General features: G+C 44.0%; 20 protein-coding genes. All 20 read left to right on the top strand.

The genetic code is table 11. The features are described 5' to 3' along the window. Window position 1: 1 nt before the first annotated feature. The 20 genes from trpE (at window position 2) to AC58QT_RS07730 (ending at window position 17,984) form a co-directional block, all read left to right on the top strand. Window positions 2-1,549 carry an anthranilate synthase component I gene (gene trpE / locus AC58QT_RS07825; protein WP_497408456.1) on the top strand — a complete coding sequence of 516 codons (1,548 nt, stop codon included), beginning with the start codon at window positions 2-4 and terminating at the stop codon, window positions 1,547-1,549. A 21-nt stretch (window positions 1,550-1,570) separates the two neighbouring features. Further along, window positions 1,571-2,611 (top strand): anthranilate phosphoribosyltransferase, encoded by a 1,041-nt coding sequence (gene trpD, locus AC58QT_RS07820; RefSeq protein ID WP_310225180.1) that lies wholly within the window; start codon window positions 1,571-1,573, stop codon window positions 2,609-2,611. Further along, on the top strand, window positions 2,601-3,395 hold the full coding sequence (gene trpC / locus AC58QT_RS07815) for an indole-3-glycerol phosphate synthase TrpC (RefSeq protein WP_497408455.1): 795 nt from the start codon (window positions 2,601-2,603) through the stop codon (window positions 3,393-3,395). The genes trpD and trpC overlap by 11 nt, the downstream gene beginning before the upstream one ends. A gap of 26 nt (window positions 3,396-3,421) precedes the next feature. Next, entirely contained in the window at window positions 3,422-4,120 is a 699-nt protein-coding gene (locus tag AC58QT_RS07810; protein WP_497408454.1) for a phosphoribosylanthranilate isomerase, read from the top strand. Then, window positions 4,117-5,310, top strand: a complete 1,194-nt coding sequence (gene trpB, locus AC58QT_RS07805; RefSeq protein WP_310223498.1) for a tryptophan synthase subunit beta — start codon at window positions 4,117-4,119, stop codon at window positions 5,308-5,310. Before AC58QT_RS07810 ends, trpB begins: the two co-directional genes overlap by 4 nt. 3 nt (window positions 5,311-5,313) lie before the next feature. Further along, window positions 5,314-6,129 (top strand): tryptophan synthase subunit alpha, encoded by an 816-nt coding sequence (gene trpA / locus AC58QT_RS07800; protein ID WP_497408453.1) that lies wholly within the window; start codon window positions 5,314-5,316, stop codon window positions 6,127-6,129. Between the two features lie 21 nt (window positions 6,130-6,150). Next, the gene (gene hisC, locus AC58QT_RS07795) at window positions 6,151-7,251 is read left to right on the top strand and encodes a histidinol-phosphate transaminase (protein ID WP_497408452.1); all 1,101 of its coding nucleotides are present in this window, start codon (window positions 6,151-6,153) and stop codon (window positions 7,249-7,251) included. Window positions 7,252-7,278: 27 nt separating this feature from the next. Continuing rightward, window positions 7,279-8,367, top strand: coding sequence for a prephenate dehydrogenase (locus tag AC58QT_RS07790; protein WP_497408451.1), 1,089 nt, complete (start codon window positions 7,279-7,281; stop codon window positions 8,365-8,367). 165 nt (window positions 8,368-8,532) lie between these two features. Beyond that, window positions 8,533-9,405: a polysaccharide deacetylase family protein gene (locus AC58QT_RS07785; RefSeq protein WP_497408450.1), complete on the top strand. Its 873-nt coding sequence runs from the start codon at window positions 8,533-8,535 to the stop codon at window positions 9,403-9,405. Window positions 9,406-9,808: 403 nt separating this feature from the next. Next, window positions 9,809-10,390: an RNA polymerase sigma factor gene (locus AC58QT_RS07780; RefSeq protein WP_310223509.1), complete on the top strand. Its 582-nt coding sequence runs from the start codon at window positions 9,809-9,811 to the stop codon at window positions 10,388-10,390. Window positions 10,391-10,396: 6 nt separating this feature from the next. Next, a complete protein-coding gene (locus AC58QT_RS07775) occupies window positions 10,397-11,026 on the top strand; it encodes an anti-sigma factor family protein (protein WP_497408449.1) in 630 nt (209 codons plus the stop codon). Between the two features lie 45 nt (window positions 11,027-11,071). After that, a complete protein-coding gene (locus AC58QT_RS07770; protein ID WP_497408448.1) occupies window positions 11,072-11,662 on the top strand; it encodes a histidine phosphatase family protein in 591 nt (196 codons plus the stop codon). Window positions 11,663-11,786: 124 nt separating this feature from the next. Next, entirely contained in the window at window positions 11,787-12,908 is a 1,122-nt protein-coding gene (locus AC58QT_RS07765; RefSeq protein ID WP_310223515.1) for a hypothetical protein, read from the top strand. A gap of 176 nt (window positions 12,909-13,084) precedes the next feature. Next, entirely contained in the window at window positions 13,085-13,273 is a 189-nt protein-coding gene (locus tag AC58QT_RS07760) for an IDEAL domain-containing protein (RefSeq protein WP_056616951.1), read from the top strand. Window positions 13,274-13,439: 166 nt separating this feature from the next. Then, window positions 13,440-13,868, top strand: coding sequence for a DUF2487 family protein (locus tag AC58QT_RS07755; protein WP_497408447.1), 429 nt, complete (start codon window positions 13,440-13,442; stop codon window positions 13,866-13,868). 285 nt (window positions 13,869-14,153) lie between these two features. Next, window positions 14,154-14,699, top strand: a complete 546-nt coding sequence (locus AC58QT_RS07750; protein ID WP_310223521.1) for a Rieske (2Fe-2S) protein — start codon at window positions 14,154-14,156, stop codon at window positions 14,697-14,699. Between the two features lie 17 nt (window positions 14,700-14,716). Next, window positions 14,717-15,388: a menaquinol-cytochrome c reductase cytochrome b subunit gene (qcrB, locus tag AC58QT_RS07745; protein WP_029193037.1), complete on the top strand. Its 672-nt coding sequence runs from the start codon at window positions 14,717-14,719 to the stop codon at window positions 15,386-15,388. A gap of 20 nt (window positions 15,389-15,408) precedes the next feature. Beyond that, entirely contained in the window at window positions 15,409-16,299 is an 891-nt protein-coding gene (locus tag AC58QT_RS07740) for a c-type cytochrome (protein ID WP_497408446.1), read from the top strand. Between the two features lie 92 nt (window positions 16,300-16,391). Beyond that, on the top strand, window positions 16,392-17,051 hold the full coding sequence (locus AC58QT_RS07735; protein ID WP_497408445.1) for a DUF1405 domain-containing protein: 660 nt from the start codon (window positions 16,392-16,394) through the stop codon (window positions 17,049-17,051). Window positions 17,052-17,105: 54 nt separating this feature from the next. Further along, a complete protein-coding gene (locus AC58QT_RS07730; protein ID WP_497408444.1) occupies window positions 17,106-17,984 on the top strand; it encodes a sporulation protein YpjB in 879 nt (292 codons plus the stop codon). Window positions 17,985-18,020 lie beyond the last annotated feature (36 nt).

Here is an 18,020-nt window from a genome sequence, read left to right as displayed (position 1 = left end):
CATGTATACACCTGAGTTGCAAGAAGTCATTCGTTTGTCCAAAGATTATAATCTAATCCCAGTGGTGCGTCATTTACTAGCTGATACCGAGACGCCAATACGTGTATTCCAACATTTGTACCAAGAGCCCCGTGCTTTCCTTTTAGAAAGCGTAGAAGGAGGAGTGAAATGGGCCCGTTATTCCTTCTTAGGCAGCGATCCCTTCTTAATGATCACGGCGAAGCATGGAAAAACAACGGTTGAGACGGGGTCCGAGAAAAAAGTTACGGATGAGAAACCGATCGAAGTGTTGAAGGCTTATCTTCGTTCCTACTCCAGCCCTCAGCTTGCAGACCTTCCTCGCTTTACTGGCGGTGCGGTTGGATTTTTCGGATATGATCTATTGCAATACTATGAGAAACTGCCAGCTCATCAGATTGATGACTTACAAATGAATGATATTCAATTCATGTTCTGTGATCAGGTTATCGTGTTTGATCATTTCAAACAGCAGATCAAAGTGATTGCAAACATACATGTACCCCAATTCGCAACGGATGCGGATATCGCGAAAGCCTATCAAGCAACCTGTGAGAAAATCGATGCGACGATTGAGAAAATTAAACGTCCACTTAAATCAGATACGATGACGCATAATCCAATTGTGTCGGAACCAGAGCTTGGTGAGATTCGCTCCAATATTACGAAAGACAAGTATATCGCCAATGTAAACAAAGCGAAAGAATACATTCGTGCCGGGGATATATTCCAAGTCGTGCTCTCGCAGCGTTTTGAAATGGAAACAACCGTTTCTCCTTTGCAAGTGTATCGCGTACTTCGGACAATGAATCCGTCACCTTATATGTATGTGTTAAAAATGGATGATGAAGTTATTGTCGGTACATCCCCTGAGCTGTTAGTACGTGTTGAGGAAGAAAAAGTAGAAACGCGGCCAATTGCTGGAACAAGACCTAGAGGTAAAACACCAGAAGAAGACCATGCATTAGAGCTTGAATTGCTTGCCGATGAGAAAGAACGTGCGGAACATTTGATGCTGGTTGATCTAGGACGCAATGATATTGGGCGTGTATCGGAATTTGGTACGGTCAAATGTGATACGTTTATGGATGTTGAACGCTACTCGCACGTCATGCATATCGTTTCGAATGTGTCTGGTAAGATAGCGAAAGACAAAGACTTCTTTGATGCTTTCCTCTCCTGTATGCCTGCAGGCACGGTGTCTGGAGCGCCGAAGCTTAGAGCAATGGGGATTATTGCTGAATTGGAGCCTGAATCTCGCGGTTCTTACGCTGGGGCGATTGGATATCTAGGGTTCTCCGGTAATTTGGATACGTGTATTACAATTCGGACGATTGTTTTCAAGAATGGCAAAGCCTATGTGCAAGCTGGGGCGGGAATCGTTTGGGATTCCGTACCTGAGAGTGAATATCAAGAAACCGTGAACAAAGCGACGGCTTTGCTGAAATCAATTCGTATGGCAGAAGCCATGTTCAGTCCTGAGCCAAGACCTGTTAGCGATATTAACAAAGATTATTTTGTTAACTCATAGAAGGAAGGGGCATGGATGAATATGAGCGGAATCATTTCGATACAGCAAGCACTTGGTAAAGTCATTAGTGGCAGTCATTTGTCACGGGAGGAATCGCGTAGTGTCATGGCTGAGATTATGGATGGAGGGGCTTCACCCGCACAAATTGGCAGCTTGTTGACAGCGCTTCGTATCAAAGGGGAAACCTTTGAAGAGATCACAGGATTTGCGGAGACGATGCGAAGCAAAGCCGTGCAGGTGAAGGTTCATCAAAGCGACCTCCTCGATACCTGTGGAACAGGTGGGGATGGTGCGGATACTTTCAATATATCAACAACAGCAGCGATCGTTGCAGCAGCAGGTGGAATTCGAGTAGCGAAGCACGGAAATAGAGCGATGTCGAGTAAAAGCGGGAGCGCTGATGTTCTAGAAGCGCTGGGAGTCAAGATTACGCTCAGTGGTGAACAAGCGGCAAAGTGCCTAGACCGTACGGGGATTTGCTTTATGTTTGCGCAAGCGTACCATCAATCCATGAAGCATGTGGCAGCACCTCGTAGAGAACTTGGTTTTCGAACAGTGTTCAATTTACTTGGACCGCTAACGAACCCAGCAGGCGCAGATCGTCAAGTACTTGGCGTCTTCGACAGAACCAAGACGGAAATGCTGGCACAATCGTTGCAAGCTCTCGGACTGAAGCGCGCGCTCGTAGTTGCCAGTGAGGATGGGTTGGATGAGTTCAGCATCTCCGCACCTACGAAGGTAACTGAGCTCAAGTCAGATACCATCACAACGTATACGATAACCCCAGACGATTTGGGCCTTCGTTCGCATAGTATCAAAGATGTCGCTGGCGGGGATGCTTCATTGAACGCAGAAATTATTCGTCATATATTTGCAGGTGAAAGAGGGCCTTACCGAGACATCGTTCTTGCTAATACTGCAGCATGCTTCTATGTAACTGGACTTGTTGGCACCTTGCAGCAAGGCGTTAAATTGGCAGCCGATGTGATTGATTCGGGGCGCGCAGAACAGAAATTGAATGATTTAATCCAATATACAGGAGAACTATGCCATGTTTCTTGATAAAATTGTAGCTACCAAGCGTGTAGAAGTGGAAGCGATGAGTGGATTTTCAATCGCAGAGGCAGAGAAGCGGATTGCTCAGCTTCCTCCTTGCCTAGGCTTTGAGAAGGCGTTAACGACTAGAAAGAATCGTTCCATGGGGTTAATCGCCGAAGTGAAGAAGGCTTCCCCGTCCAAAGGATTAATTCGCGAGGATTTCGAACCTGTTGCGTTGGCCCAGTCTTATGAACGTGCTGGTGCAGATTGCATCTCGGTTTTGACGGATGTGTCATACTTCCAAGGGAGTAATGACTACCTGCAAGCTGTGCGCAAAGCCGTGAATGTACCGTTGCTGCGCAAAGATTTCACCATTGATCCGAAACAAATCTATGAGGCTAGATTACTTGGCGCTGATGCCATCCTTCTCATAGCTGCGATTCTGACAACAGAACAAATGAAGCAATATTTGACCTTAGCCAAAGACCTTGGACTGGATGCGCTAGTTGAGGTGCACGATCGTGAAGAACTGGAGCGCGCATTAGAACTGGATACCCAACTCATAGGTGTAAATAACCGAAATTTAAAAACCTTCGTAACTGACTTAGGAACAACTGAAGAGTTGATCAGCTATATGCCAAAAGGTAAAACTGTCGTAAGCGAAAGCGGCATCTCCACGGTAGGAGATATGGCTTATGTGGAACGTGTAGGCGCTCAAGCTGTATTGATCGGCGAGCATTTCATGCGTCAACCGGTTGTGGAGCAAGCGGTCCATCAGTTAATGGGCGAACTGCTCAAAAAGGCTTAGAAACAGGGAAGAAAGAGGCGAATTTGATGGCGGTTGGCACGATTCCGACGGTAAAAATTTGTGGACTTCAAAGCGTTGAAGTGTTAAAATCAATCGTACATTTGCCGATAGCACATATCGGCATTGTTTTTGCACCGAGCAAGCGACAGGTTACGCCAGAGAAAGCTGCCGAGTTGATTGCTTACTTGAAAACGGAAGAAGCAAATGGGCAGATTGTGCCTCGTACTGCAGGCGTTTTTGTAAATCCGACGAAAGAGCAATTGATCGAGATTTTGGCCGTAGCACCACTTGACATTGTTCAACTTCATAGTCAAGAAACACCCTCTTTCTGCGGGTGGGTTCGTGAACATTTCGGGGTTAGTGTATTCAAATCCGTTTCTATTTCGAAAGCAGAAGATCGAATTCCCTCCTCTGCAGAGGTTGCTGCTCAACTAGATCCGTATATCGGGAATGTCGATGCTATTTTGTTAGATACCTTTGACCCCATATATGGCGGTGGTTCCGGTAAAACTTTTGCCTGGGATTGTATTCCCGTTTATCAAGCATGGGCAAGGGCTGCGGGTGTACAACTGTTGGTGGCAGGCGGACTTCGACATGATAATGTAGATCAACTAGTGCTTGCCTATGCTCCTGATGGCGTTGATGTATCGAGCAGCGTGGAGACAGATGGCGTAAAAGATATTGCGAAAATAACCGCGTTTGTGGAAAGGGTGACCCGTAAGTGACACAAGTACCTGATCAGCATGGTAGATTTGGCAAGTTCGGTGGCCGTTATGTGCCCGAGACATTAATGAATGCGTTACATGAGCTTGAAGAAGCTTATGCGCGATATAAAGATGATCCTGAATTTATTGCGGAAGTTCGTTATTTGCAAAAGCAATATTCTGGGCGACCTACGCCGCTATATTATGCAGAACGTCTGACTGAGCTTCTCGGCGGAGCGAAAATATATTTAAAACGTGAAGATTTAAATCATACAGGTGCGCACAAAATTAATAACACCATTGGACAAGCGGTTCTCGCAAAACGAATGGGTAAGAAGAAAATCATCGCAGAAACGGGAGCAGGTCAACACGGTGTTGCTTCTGCAACCGTTGCGGCTCTCATGGGTTTTGAATGTAAAGTGTTCATGGGAGAAGAAGATACGAAGCGTCAGCAATTGAATGTATTCCGTATGAAACTGTTAGGCTCGGAAGTTATTCCTGTGACTTCGGGAACGCGAACGTTAAAAGATGCTTGTAACGAAACGCTTCGTTACTGGGTTAGTAACGTGCAAGATACGTATTATATTCTTGGCTCGGTTACTGGACCTCATCCTTATCCAATGATGGTTCGTGATTTCCAACGCGTAATCGGAGACGAGTCCCGTGAGCAAATTCTTGAAACAGAAGGCCGATTACCAGATGCGGTAGTTGCCTGTGTAGGCGGAGGCAGTAATGCGATGGGGATTTTTTACCCATTCGTACAAGATGCTTCCGTGAAGTTAATTGGTGTTGAAGCAGCTGGACGTGGGGTTAACACGGAGGAGCATGCAGCGACCATGACCAAGGGAACGCCGGGCGTGTTTCAAGGTTCGCTCAGCTACTTGTTGCAAGATGAGTACGGTCAAGTATTGCCGGCGCATTCGATTTCAGCAGGTTTGGACTATCCAGGGATTGGTCCCGAACATGCTTATTTGAAAGACTCCGAGCGTGCTTCGTATTATCCAATTACGGATCAGGAAGCACTGGATGCGCTGCAACTGCTGAGCCGTACAGAAGGTATTATTCCTGCTCTAGAGAGTGCACATGCAATTGCTCATACATTGAAATTAGCACCTACGATGTCCAAGGATCAAATTATTATCGTAAGCTTGTCTGGACGCGGCGATAAAGACGTGGAATCCATTCTAAGTTATCTTGGCGAGGGGGTATAGGCGATGAACCGTATTGACAGTCGTTTTGCAGAACTCAAAGCGCGCGGTGAAACCGCATTGATGCCCTTTCTCACGATTGGCGACCCATCGATTGAGGCTTCTCTAGAACTTATTCTGGAAATGGAACGCGCAGGCGCGGATTTAATCGAGCTCGGCGTGCCATACTCCGATCCGCTCGCGGATGGGCCAGTGATTCAGCGCTCCTCGGAGCGCGCACTCAAACGTAAGATTTCCATATTTGATGTGATCGATGTGGCCAAACAAGCAAGAGCTCGCGGTTCAGAGTTGCCATTCATCCTCTTTACGTACTATAATCCAGTTCTTCAGATCGGTTTGGATCGTATTTTCAAAGTGATGCAAGAGAATGAAATCAGTGGTATTATCATACCTGATCTACCCTTAGAAGAAGATAGTGAGACTAGAGCTATTGCTGAGAAATACGGCGTACATTTGATCCCATTAGTGGCACCAACATCCAATGAACGCGTGCAACGTATCGCAGCCAGTGCGCGTGGTTTCGTCTATTGTGTATCTTCACTAGGTGTAACCGGCGAGCGTGCTGAGTTCTTTGGAGGAATCGAAGACTTCCTAACAACGGTTAGGGAAGCTGCTTCGGTGCCCATTGTTGTGGGCTTCGGTATATCATCACGTGAGCAAGTCGAACGTTTCGAGAAGCTTTGTGATGGCGTTGTCGTGGGGAGCGCAATTGTACGTACAATTGAGAATGCTTTGCCGCACTTCGAAGTTGACGCTGCTCATCCGGAAGGTCTCAAGCAAATCGGCAGCTTTGTAGGTCAGTTAAAACGTTCGAACAACTAATTGATGAGGTGACTACACGACATGAAACCTAAACAAACCATTATACATTTGCCAGTCTATCAACCAGGCAAGCCGATAGAAGAAGTCAAGCGTGAGCTTGGATTAACGGAAGTCATCAAGCTTGCTTCTAATGAGAACCCATTCGGGTCTTCTCCACATGTCAAGGCTGCGATTGAAGCGGAAATCGCCAATATTAGCCTTTATCCAGATGGAGGTGCTGTACAGCTAACGGAGGCCGTTGCAGCATCACTAGGCGTTGAGACAAATCAACTTATTTTTGGCGCAGGCTCCGATGAAGTCATCCTTATGTTAGCACGTGCATTTCTCGTGCCTGGCGATGAGTCGGTAATGGCTTCTCACACTTTCCCTCAATACAAACACAATTGTGAAATCGAAGGTGCGATTTCTATTGAAGTTCCGTTGAAAGATGGCACGCACGATTTGGATGCGATGGCTGCTGCTATTACAGATCGTACGAAAATCGTTTGGATTTGTAATCCAAATAACCCAACAGGAACAATGAACACGGATGCTGAAATTAAAGCTTTCTTAGCCAAAGTTCCTTCACATACGATTGTTGTCCTTGATGAGGCGTATTGCGAGTACAATACAACAGGTGAGTTCCCAGATAGTATTGAGCTAATTGGTCAATACAAAAATGTGATTTCACTTAGAACCTTCTCGAAAATTTATGGTCTTGCTTCACTTCGTATTGGTTACGGAATTGGACATCCTGATGTCATTCGTTCAATTAACCAAGTTCGTGAGCCTTTCAACACGACACGTTTCGCACAAGCTGCTGCACTCGCTGCGATCCAAGATCAAGATTTCATTGCGAGTTGTCGTGATGCGAATACAGCTGGTTTGCAGTACTTAAAAGAGCAATTCGAAGTGCTTGGTCTGCAATCGTTCCCTGCACACGGTAACTTTATTATGGTGGATGTTTCTCGACCAGCAGGAGACGTGTTCAATGGCTTAATGCGCCGCGGAATTATTGTTCGTGGTGGACATATGTTAGGTTTCCCAACTTCGCTGCGAGTCACAATTGGCTCTAGCGAGCAAAATGCAAAATTTATTGCGGCTCTAACGGAAGTACTCTCAGAGGTTCCCGTTCAAGTCTAATTCAGAGGATAAAGGTAGATTCCTGTCATGACGAAAATTGCAATATTCGGAGTAGGGCTGATCGGTGGATCACTAGCCTTGTGTTTCAAAGGAAAACCAGAATTTACCGTTGTAGGACATTCACCCAATCCGAATTCGGTAGAAAAGCTGCTGAAACGAAATGTAGTGGATTATGCCACAACAGATATGGCTGATGCGGTTGATAGGGCTGACTACATATTTCTTTGTGTACCTGTAGGTAATCTGGAGGAATATGTACAGAAGCTGATGAAGCTGCCCTTGAAACAAGGCTGCATCATTACGGATGTAGGGAGCACGAAGGCTTCCATCACAGAAAGCGCGGCAGCTCATTTGAAGGAAGGCTATTTCTTTATTGGTGGTCATCCGATGGCAGGCTCTGAGCGGCATGGGGTGGAAGCTGCGTCATCGCACTTGTATGAGAATGCGTTCTACGTGTTGACTCCAGCACTAGGGACGCCACAAAGTGAAGTGGATCGTCTATCTAGTCTGCTAAGTTTAACAAAAGCTCAAATCGTGCAGGTTGACGCACGAGAACATGATGATATCGTGGGTGCAATTAGTCATTTGCCGCATATCATCGCGGTAGCACTCGTCAATCAAGTGAGAGGATATAATGAGAGCAATCCCTTATATCAAAACTTGGCGGCTGGTGGTTTTCGCGATATTACACGGATTGCATCTAGTGAGCCGACGATTTGGCGTGATATTCTAGTCAATAATCGTGCTGTTCTGCTTCGTTTGCTCAAGGATTGGAAAGAGGAGATTGCTCGTTTTGTTCAGCTTATTGAGCAGAGCGATGGTGAGGGGATTGCTGAGCAGTTTCGCATTGCAGGCGAATTCCGCAATACATTACCGGAACGTCGTAAGGGTGTACTTACTTCTTTATTTGATATTTACGTTGACGTTCCTGACCACCCAGGAATTATTGGAGCCATTACTTCCTTGCTTGGAAACGCTCGAATCAATTTGAGCAACATTCAAATCATCGAAAGCCGGGAAGATGTACCTGGCATTCTTCGATTATCTTTCCGTAACCAAGAGGATGCGGATCGGGCTTCAGAATTGTTGGGCAAAGAGTATGCCGTACATGTGTAATACGTATCACAATACTTCCTATTTGGACTTCCTTTGCATTGGTTTCTGCCAATGTGAAGGGGGTCTTTTATTTTTTGGAAAAACGGATTCTCAGGCCTAAAGGCTCATGCTATAATGGGACTTATTATTCATATATATACTTTTTATTGTAATGGGGCGGTTGAAATGAAATATCGAATGCTGGTAGTCAGTTTGTTGGCGGTAATGATCGTAATCCTTAACTTTTCACCCATTTTAGTAAGTGCCAAAGATGTGTATTATTCCAATGAGGTAGCCGTACTCGTATACCATCACATCGACGAGAATGAACAGAGCTCTGTCACCATTACGCCAAAGCTCTTCCAGCGGCAACTCGTATCGTTACAGCGGAAAGGTTTTCATTTCATTACCCTAGACGAATTTAGGGACTTCAAGAGCAAAGGAAAGGCTGTCCCAGATAATGCCTTGCTCGTCACTTTTGATGATGGCTATGAAAGCTTCTATACGTATGCTTATCCCATTTTACAAAAGCTGCATATTCCTGCCGTGAATTTCGTTATCACCAAAGATCTGGAAGATCCCAAAAGGCCTAAATTAGCATCCCTATCCAAAGATGAGATTAGACTGATGCGCAGTGAGAATTCTTATATTGATTTTCAAGGGCATTCGGATGAGCTTCATGCAATGAAAGATGGGAAGCCGATGCTTTCTAATAAGATTATGAACAATGGGACCCTTGAAACGGATGGGGAGTTTAAGATAAGAGTTGTACAAGATACGCGCAATTGTATGGCCAAACTGAAGGCATTACAAGCCTCAAAGGATGTCGATGCTTACGCTTATCCATATGGCAGCTACGATGATACGACAATTTCCTACTTGCAAGAAGCGGGAGTACGCTATGCGTTTACTACGAAAGCAGGGATTGCTTCAGATTGGACAGATCCAATGCAAATTCCACGAATTAATGGAGGCAGTCCTTTTGTTCGTCCGCACTCCATCAGTAACTTAATTAAGCAGGCGAAAAGAGAGCAATCCCAATTTGCAAGCTTGAAATAATCCGTAGTAAACGTTTTCAAAAAAGTGTTGACAGAATGAAACCGTATACATATAATAAAAGTACAGTATGGTTTCTCTCCACTCCTATCCGATAATCGCACCATAAGTGCAACCGCCGATTCGGCGGTTTTTTTTTTGTCTATTTTTCTAAGATTGTACATATGAAAGGATAGAGGAGTAATTAAAGAGTCTCACAACTAATGAAATATGAACTTTATCCAACAATTTGTCGAATCTAGCAGGAATATCGTGCTGAATCGAGAATAGGTAATAGGCTAATTATTTGCCAATTTAGGTATTCACATATTTTTTACAATCCAACGCAACTTTTCACTCCAACTGAAGTACAACATGTATGAACAGTTGGAGTGGTACCCGGAATCGTGAGGAGGGTCGCCACGTAATGACCGATTCCCAATTGATCAGAGAAATCAAGGATGGAAATGTACAGCTGTATAACGAGCTTATGCGTCGTTACGAGCGTAAAATCCTTGCCTTTATTTATCACATGCTCAAGAGCACACAAATGGAAGCAATTGCCGAAGATTTGTGTAATGAAACTTTTTATAAAGCATACCGCAGTTTGCATTCTTTCCGTGAGATTGAGGCATCTTTTTCTACGTGGTTATATACGATTGCCCGTAATACCGTATTGAGTGAGCTGCGCAAAAATAAAAGTGTCCAAGTGTCGTTGGAGCAAAGCGGGCTAACCCCCCATGCTTCTTTTGACGCGATGCCAGAGCAGGCGATGTTGCGAAATGAGAAGGTGTCCATGGTTCGCGACGCGATCAATAGCTTGCCTGAAAAGCAAAGGTCAGCATTGATTTTACGTGAATACGATCAGATGGATTATCAAGAAATTGCCAACATTTTGGGTCAAACTGTCAGCTCGGTGAAATCTCTCCTGTTTAGAGCGAGAGCATCCGTCAAATTGCATTTGGATCCTTATTTCAGTGAACCGATATTCGAAGAATCGAAGGGATGACAAGCGATGAAGTGTAGTGAGATCCAGGACTTATTTGGCGTCTATTGGGATTTACCGAATGATGACCTGCGTCGTAAGGCAGTGGATGTACATTTAGAAACATGTGACTCTTGTAAAGAGGAATTTCAGATATGGGAAGAAAGTATGATCCTTATCCGAACAGCAGCAATGGAAGAAGAGTTTACGGACTTTGAGCCTATCGTTTCCACGAAAGTGATGAGCCGTATTTATGAAGATGAATCTTGGCGGATTCCGGTTTCGGAACGGATATATTCGATTTCCTACAAATTAAGAAGAAATTTAACTGCCGTCATCGCTTTCTGTCTTGCGCTTTTCGTGTTTAGCTTTTTATTTGCGATTGTTTATGATGGCACACCTCAGTCAACCATGGCTTCCGCGGACAATTCGCTTTATGATTTAGAAGCGCCGCAAGCACTTAAATCAAGTGGGGCAGAATCGTTAAATGGACATAAGCTGGGGGATGCAGTAGCCAGTCTAAATCCAAGCTTCATGGAGCCATTACGCTTTCATGTGGGACCCATTCACTCGTATCCGCATTATTTACTAGTCGTTTCACTGCTTGGGTTAGTCTCCACCATTATTATTATGAATTGGTTATCACGAACGAAAACCTAGTACTCCTTGTGGAGCATTTTGCATTTCAAGAGCTGGAGGTAAAGAATGACGACAATCGGCTTCATACGACATGGCAGCACGGAATGGAATCGCTTAGGCAAGCTGCAGGGACAGTTGGATACAGATTTAACAGAAGAAGGCAGAGAGCAAGCTAGATTGCTTGGATTACGTTTGGCCAATGAAAGCTGGGATGGGATCATAAGCAGCGATCTTAAACGAGCAAATGAAACTGCACAAATTATTTCTTCCTTATCAGGTATTCCATTTATACGAACGGATATGCGGTTGAGAGAGCGCAAATATGGGCTAGTAGAAGGCACTACCGTTTCTGAACGTGAAGAGCGCTGGGGAGCCGAATGGAAGCTTCAGGATCTAGGTCAAGAAACGGATAGTGAACTTTGGGCACGATGGATGGGGCTGGAGACGGAGATTTTGCGCGATTTTCCGAATAAGAAGATGCTGCTCGTATCGCATGGTGGCTTCATTGTTCAAGTGCTTCGCGTTCTAAAGCTGAATCAAGAGGAGTTTCTACAAAATACGTCATTAACCCTTTTGTTGCGTCAGTCGGATCAATGGGAACTCCAGTTGTATAATTGTTTAATCCATTTGCAAACAACCTCGGATTCGAGGGTATAAACGTAAACATGACTCGATGCGAGTCGTGTTTTTTTGTTTTGCACGGAATATTTTCGGAAAATAATCCCATAATGGTTACTAGAAACATCGGAGTAGAATTGCTCCGTTAGATGGGAGATGTAGGATGGAAATGAACCTAGCGGATATGCTTAGCTATGCCGATATCCATGATTTAGGCCGAATTGCACATACCTACGAGTGTGAGTGTAATGGCCATTCTAAGAATGAGTTGATTCAATCCATACTAAGTACGGCCATGCGCAAAGATATATTCGAAAAACACATTCAGAGTCTTAGTTCGGAAAATATTCGATTCCTCAACTCCTTACTCTCCGATCCTCGCAATGCGTTTAGTATGGAGGAGCTTATCGCTAGAGCCCAGCAGTCTCGATTTCAGAAGGAAGAATCGTCAGAGAGTTGGAATCCACGAGATATGATCCTGAACTTCAAGAAGCTTGGATGGCTGTTTAACGGGTACTCACAGCAAACGAAATATCTATTTCACGTCCCATCCGATTTAAAGCGAAGATTTAGTGATGTGTTGGCCAATCAATTCAAGCAAGCTTTGGTCAAAACAGAAGAACCAGAGATTTATCGTGATGAGCAAGTACTTCTAGCCCACGACGTATTTCACTTCTTAACAGCCGTTGCGCAGCAAGAGATGCCTTTAACAGCAGAAGGTTTTCTTTACAAAAGGCAGCTAGGACAGATCATTACGTTATTATCTGTTCAAGAGAACATGGTTCCAAAAGGGACTTGGCGGTTTGGTTATGGAAGGATGTTTAAAGAATACCCAAATCGATTTTCACTTATTTACGATTATTGCTACTACCACGAATTCATAAGTGAACACGACTTGGTCCTTCGCCTTACAGAAGTAGGCAAAGCTCGTTTAATGGAAGGAAAAAAAGAGTCAATAGCCGATATTTATTCGTTTTGGTTGAGACTTTACAAAACACCAATTCCAAATATCCAAAGCATCGCAGGTTGGATGGATCGACTTTGTGACCAGTGGGTGACGATGGCTTCCATCGTAGAGTTGCTAAGTCAACTGGTAAAACCATTTTACTATGATAGTTCAGCATCCATAGTTGAGCAAAGGATCATTCAAATGATGATGCATATGGGGCTGATCCGAATTGGGGAAGATCACAGCCACGGTGCGGTCATTCAAGTAACCAAGCTAGGATCTAAAGTAATTCGAGGAATTAATATTGCCGAAGATGACAAAGTGGTGCTTATTTAAACTAGGTATTAACACATTCATGTTCAAACGGGCTTTTGAATGAAGCGTAGTATTAGCGAGTGAATATGATGTGATAGGAGCATAACAACGGGTTGGCGTACACCAAAATGCAGACACATATTTTTGCGAAAAAGAAGCTCCTGACAAACCGCGGACAACATTTGGAGGTAGGTCTCATGGGAAAAATGAATGTATCTAACGATGCGCTGCTGGCACTTTTCGCGGAAATGATTTGGGATAATGCCTTACGCAAATATAGAGAAGAAAATCTTTATAAGGAGATTGATAGCGCCTTGGCTAAAGGAGATCAGACATCTTTTTTGGCGCTAACATCTGAATTAAGGATTTTACAATCACTAGGGTAATCATTAGCGCGAATGAGTAAGAAAACACGAAGACATGAGGATTCCAATCCCATGTCTTTTTGTCTGTCGTATGATTGACAGTCAGGAGATGACGGATTAAAGTACAAGTTGAGCTTATTCTACATAGCGAATGTTGTTTTGGTAAATGATAGGGAGGCGCATCACTTTGAAGTTTAATGAGATTGCTTCACAAGATTGGACGGAATTGAAACCTTACTTGGACACATGTCTTCTGCCTGTAACCGGATTGACAGGAATGGAAGATCCGATGCATGTAACCAAAGCGTTGGAGCAGCTCCGAGATGTTATGGAAACCATAGAGATTCCTTACAAAGGCAGAGTAGTCACTTATCCAGCTCTTCATTACATAGCAGATATGGGAACTAATAACCAAGTGAATGACATCGTGCGACATTTGAAGAAATCCGGCTTTCGTTACATCATCATCGTAACCTTGTATGAGGAAGCAATGAATTGGAAATCGGATGATATCGATTTGTTGATTGTTGTCGATCAAGAGCAATGGGTCCAGCAAGCAGAGGTAATTAAATCAGGTATTTCCAAACATGTGCAGCAACTATGGTACCCTGCCTAAGTAACTTTAACGATGTCGTGTATTAATGGAAAAAAAATGTGCAAGATAAGGGTAGTAATGGATGAATGTGGCTTGCAAAAAGTTGTGACAATTTCGTTAAAATTTGTCCAAAAGCGAAGATTTCAATCCAATAAAAGGAGTTATGAATTCTTGACGACCTAGTAGACGTAGGCTATTATTAGAAATGTCCTAGTTATGTAGTGTAATGTCGAACGACACGTGATAGAGGTAGCTGATGTCCGAGAGGGTTCGGGCTTCGGCCAATGTAGGAGGGTAGACCTGAGAATGAGTGATCATAACAATCACAATGAAGAACAGCATGGGAAGAAACCCGGGACCAAACGCGAAATGTCTCGTCGACAATTTCTTTCTTATACCCTTGGTGGCGCTGGTGGATTCATGGGAGCCGGGATTATCATACCGATGATTCGGTTTGCCGTTGATCCTGTCCTTCAGCCTAAAGCAGCATCGGACTGGGTTAAAGTTGTCGAAGAAAGTAAAATTACGAATGTTCCACAAGCGTTTACGTTCCAAATCCATCAGGTAGATGGTTGGTATGAAAGTGAAGCTGAACTCGTAGCATGGATTTCCAAAGATAGTAAGGGTGCTCTCTTTGCGTTAAATCCAACTTGTAAGCACTTAGGTTGTACGGTCAACTGGAACGATAACCCAGCTTACAAAGATCAGTATTTCTGTCCTTGTCATGGTGCGCATTATACGCAAGACGGCAAGAACCTTGCTGTTGCGCCAAGCCCATTAGATGAGTACACAACAAAAGTAGAGAATGGTTTCGTGTATGTTGGACAACTGCATGCTAACACTAGAGTATAAGGGGGCGTCACGATCAGATGTTTAAAAACGTATACAACTGGATTGACGAACGTCTTGATATTACGCCTATGTGGAGAGATGTAGCGGATCACGAGGTGCCAGAACACGTTAACCCTGCTCATCACTTTTCCGCATTCGTTTATTGCTTTGGCGGATTGACGTTTTTCATCACAGTCATTCAAATTTTGTCAGGTATGTTCTTAACTATGTATTACACACCTGATATTATCAATGCTTATGCAAGCGTTGATTACCTACAACATAAAGTAGCTTTCGGTGTTATCGTCAGAGGTATGCACCACTGGGGAGCTAGTTTGGTTATCGTAATGATGTTCTTACATACCCTGCGCGTGTTCTTCACAGGATCTTACAAAGCTCCACGTGAAATGAACTGGGTAGTAGGCATGCTCATTTTCTTCGTTATGTTAGGTCTTGGTTTTACGGGATACCTGCTTCCATGGGATAACAAAGCTTACTTTGCAACACAAGTAGGTATGAAAATTGCAGCAGCGGTACCATTTGCTGGACCGTACATCGAAACATTGCTGCAAGGCGGAAGCATTGTTGGTGCACAAACACTAACACGGTTCTTTGCTATTCATGTGTTCTTCCTGCCTGGCGTTCTGCTCGCTTTGCTTGCCGGACACTTCTTCATGATTCGCAAACAAGGTATTTCCGGACCGCTATAATTTAGGGAGGGGCGAATAGCGTGGCGCATGGTCATAAGTCTGATGAAAAAATCGTTTACGTAGGGGATTCCCGCGTAATTAAGAAAACGCAAGAACAACGACTCATTCCGAGAGATTACTCTGCTTACCCAGGTAAATCAGAAGCCTTCATTCCCAACTTCTTGTTGAAAGAGTGGATGGTTGGTGTCGTTGTCTTGGTCGGTATGCTAGTTCTAGTTATGTCCGACCCAGCTCCGTTAGGTTATCCAGCGGATCCTAAGAACACAGCATTTATTCCGATGCCTGACTGGTATTTCTTGTTCATGTATCAATTGCTGAAGTATCCGTACACATCGGGTGATTATGTTGTTCTTGGAGCGGTTGTAGTACCAGGTTTACTATTTGGTGGTTTGTTGCTAGCTCCATTCTTGGATACTGGCAAAGAACGCCGCTTCTATAGAAGACCAATTGCTTCAAGCCTTATGATTTTATCTTTGATCGCTTGTACATACCTTACGTACACGTCTTGGTCACATTATCAATTAGAGCTTAAAGAGAAAAACATCATTCCAGAGCACATCAAGCGTGAAGAAGAAATGCACGCGAACAAAGGTGGAGCAGCTGGCGATGGTGCGAAGAAAGAAACGAAAAAAGCAGCGGCAATCGTTGCTGCTGATGATCCAGGTGCTGCGATCTATGCCAAAGCAACTTGCTTAGCATGTCACGGAGCGCAATTAAAAGGAATGCCAGCTTCAGGAGTACCTGCATTATTAGGTACTGGCGATACGCATACGAAAGAAGATATCATGGGCATTATCAAAAATGGTAAAGGCAACATGCCTGCCATGTATAAGCCAAACATTGATAAAGGTTTGACGGATGCGGATATCGATAAACTTGCTGATTGGTTATCCAAACAAAAAACGCAATAACAATGAAACCTGATCGCGAAAGTGATCAGGTTTTTTTTGAAAAAATAAACCAGTCTACGTTTCAATATTGATATTTTTAAGGAGGAGCCTACATGTCTGTTTCCTATTTTTGGAGCAGGGACTTCTTACTTAGTAAGAAAATGCTATGGGTACTTTTCATCAGTAATTTGTTAGGGACGATTTATGGCTATGAATGGTACTGGATACAAATGGTAGATACGATTGCTGAAAGTCCAGTCTGGTATGTGATATTTGTACCGGATAGCCCTACAGCAAGCTTGTTTTTCACACTATCCGTTGGTTACTTGATCTGGGATCACGCTCGTCCTAGAGCAACAACGAAGCTTTCTAAGGCCATACGCGGAGTTATTGAAGCTTTCGGTCTCATCACTTCGTTTAAGTATGGGATTTGGGCAGTTACGATGATCTGGGCAGGAGCCGCTCAAGGAGCAACCGTGGGCTGGGATGGATGGATGTTAACGGCTTCGCATTTGGCAATGGCTGTGGAAGCGCTGTTATTTGTGCGCTGGTTTTCGTTTCGCATGCCGGCTATTGTCCTCGTGGGAATCTGGACCTTTTGGAATGATTTCATGGATTATGAGCGAGGGGTCTTCCCGAGGTTACAGCGTGAGCTCCATCCATATTTAGGAACAATTCAATTCTTCACGATATGCTTAAGTATCATAGGAATCTGGATTGCAATCACTTGTCTAATGGTAAGAGAGAAAAAAATGTTGAAAGCGAACACCTGATGGTCTAAAGTGGGACAAACCTCCATATGATGATGGTGAAGGAGGGGATGTCCCATGTTTTTGGGTAGAGCGGTGAGAGGGATAGCGGTGACTTTCTTACTCGGACTTGTGCTGTGTGTACTTGCAGCTTGCGGAGCAAGCAGCCAATCAGTCGGACAAGTTAGTAAACCCATAGACCCCGCACAAGTAGAGCGGATTACATTTCTGAATCAAATTGCTGAGGAAATGTATACGTTGACGATGTCTGGACAAATTCCAGAGGCAAGAAATAAGTTAATTCAATTATCTGATCAAATTCCGAAAATCTCATTTGAAGGCATTACGTCCATTGAGGGCTTGAACGCTTTGACGGAAACAGTCACGGAGGCAAAGCGCGTATATAATGCGGTTAACTATTCGCCAACAGATGGACAAGTGGCTGTAGCCAAAATTCGACTTGCGACAGACGCACTCTCTCACAAGAATCAACCAATGTGGCTGCAATATGATAAAGTGCTGCGCAATGATAGTCAACTGCTAAGTCAGCAAGTAAAAGCCAATAAGCAGCAGGAAGCGATCGCAGAATTTAGTAAACTCTCACAGCATATCGCTATTATTCATCCCTCACTGACGATTAGTCGGGACGCTGGATCGGTAGAGAAGTTAGATTCGATACTTGTTTTCCTCCGAACTCAAGTAAACACGAAACCAATGCCAATAAAACAAATAGAAGGCGGCATTGATCATCTGAATCAAGTCTTGGATGAACTATTTATGAAACATAAAGATGCTCTGGCCTATGTGCCCCTCACGGATCCTAAACAGCCTATTATCTGGTCACTCAGTATGGGTGTCATCATAATAGGAGTCCTATCCTATGTTGGTTGGCAAATGTACCAGTCCGGCCGTCACATTGTACCTATTAAGCAAACAAAGGAAAGTGAAAATAGATAATAAAAGTGGGTTAAGATGGCTCGGAGAGAGCTGCTT

The sequence above is a fragment of the Paenibacillus sp. J31R109 genome (genome assembly GCF_059692055.1).
This window is presented reverse-complemented; position numbering and strand designations above follow the sequence as displayed.

Coding starts and splice junctions, on each gene's coding strand:
- AC58QT_RS07735 (WP_497408445.1), top strand. CDS start 16,392: ATGTCTGTTTCCTATTTTTGGAGCAGGGACTTCTTACTTAGTAAGAAA.
- qcrB (WP_029193037.1), top strand. CDS start 14,717: ATGTTTAAAAACGTATACAACTGGATTGACGAACGTCTTGATATTACG.
- AC58QT_RS07750 (WP_310223521.1), top strand. CDS start 14,154: ATGAGTGATCATAACAATCACAATGAAGAACAGCATGGGAAGAAACCC.
- trpC (WP_497408455.1), top strand. CDS start 2,601: ATGTTTCTTGATAAAATTGTAGCTACCAAGCGTGTAGAAGTGGAAGCG.
- AC58QT_RS07775 (WP_497408449.1), top strand. CDS start 10,397: ATGAAGTGTAGTGAGATCCAGGACTTATTTGGCGTCTATTGGGATTTA.
- AC58QT_RS07760 (WP_056616951.1), top strand. CDS start 13,085: ATGGGAAAAATGAATGTATCTAACGATGCGCTGCTGGCACTTTTCGCG.
- AC58QT_RS07730 (WP_497408444.1), top strand. CDS start 17,106: ATGTTTTTGGGTAGAGCGGTGAGAGGGATAGCGGTGACTTTCTTACTC.
- hisC (WP_497408452.1), top strand. CDS start 6,151: ATGAAACCTAAACAAACCATTATACATTTGCCAGTCTATCAACCAGGC.
- AC58QT_RS07770 (WP_497408448.1), top strand. CDS start 11,072: ATGACGACAATCGGCTTCATACGACATGGCAGCACGGAATGGAATCGC.
- AC58QT_RS07785 (WP_497408450.1), top strand. CDS start 8,533: ATGAAATATCGAATGCTGGTAGTCAGTTTGTTGGCGGTAATGATCGTA.
- trpA (WP_497408453.1), top strand. CDS start 5,314: ATGAACCGTATTGACAGTCGTTTTGCAGAACTCAAAGCGCGCGGTGAA.
- trpE (WP_497408456.1), top strand. CDS start 2: ATGTATACACCTGAGTTGCAAGAAGTCATTCGTTTGTCCAAAGATTAT.
- AC58QT_RS07765 (WP_310223515.1), top strand. CDS start 11,787: ATGGAAATGAACCTAGCGGATATGCTTAGCTATGCCGATATCCATGAT.
- trpD (WP_310225180.1), top strand. CDS start 1,571: ATGAGCGGAATCATTTCGATACAGCAAGCACTTGGTAAAGTCATTAGT.
- AC58QT_RS07780 (WP_310223509.1), top strand. CDS start 9,809: ATGACCGATTCCCAATTGATCAGAGAAATCAAGGATGGAAATGTACAG.
- AC58QT_RS07810 (WP_497408454.1), top strand. CDS start 3,422: ATGGCGGTTGGCACGATTCCGACGGTAAAAATTTGTGGACTTCAAAGC.
- AC58QT_RS07790 (WP_497408451.1), top strand. CDS start 7,279: ATGACGAAAATTGCAATATTCGGAGTAGGGCTGATCGGTGGATCACTA.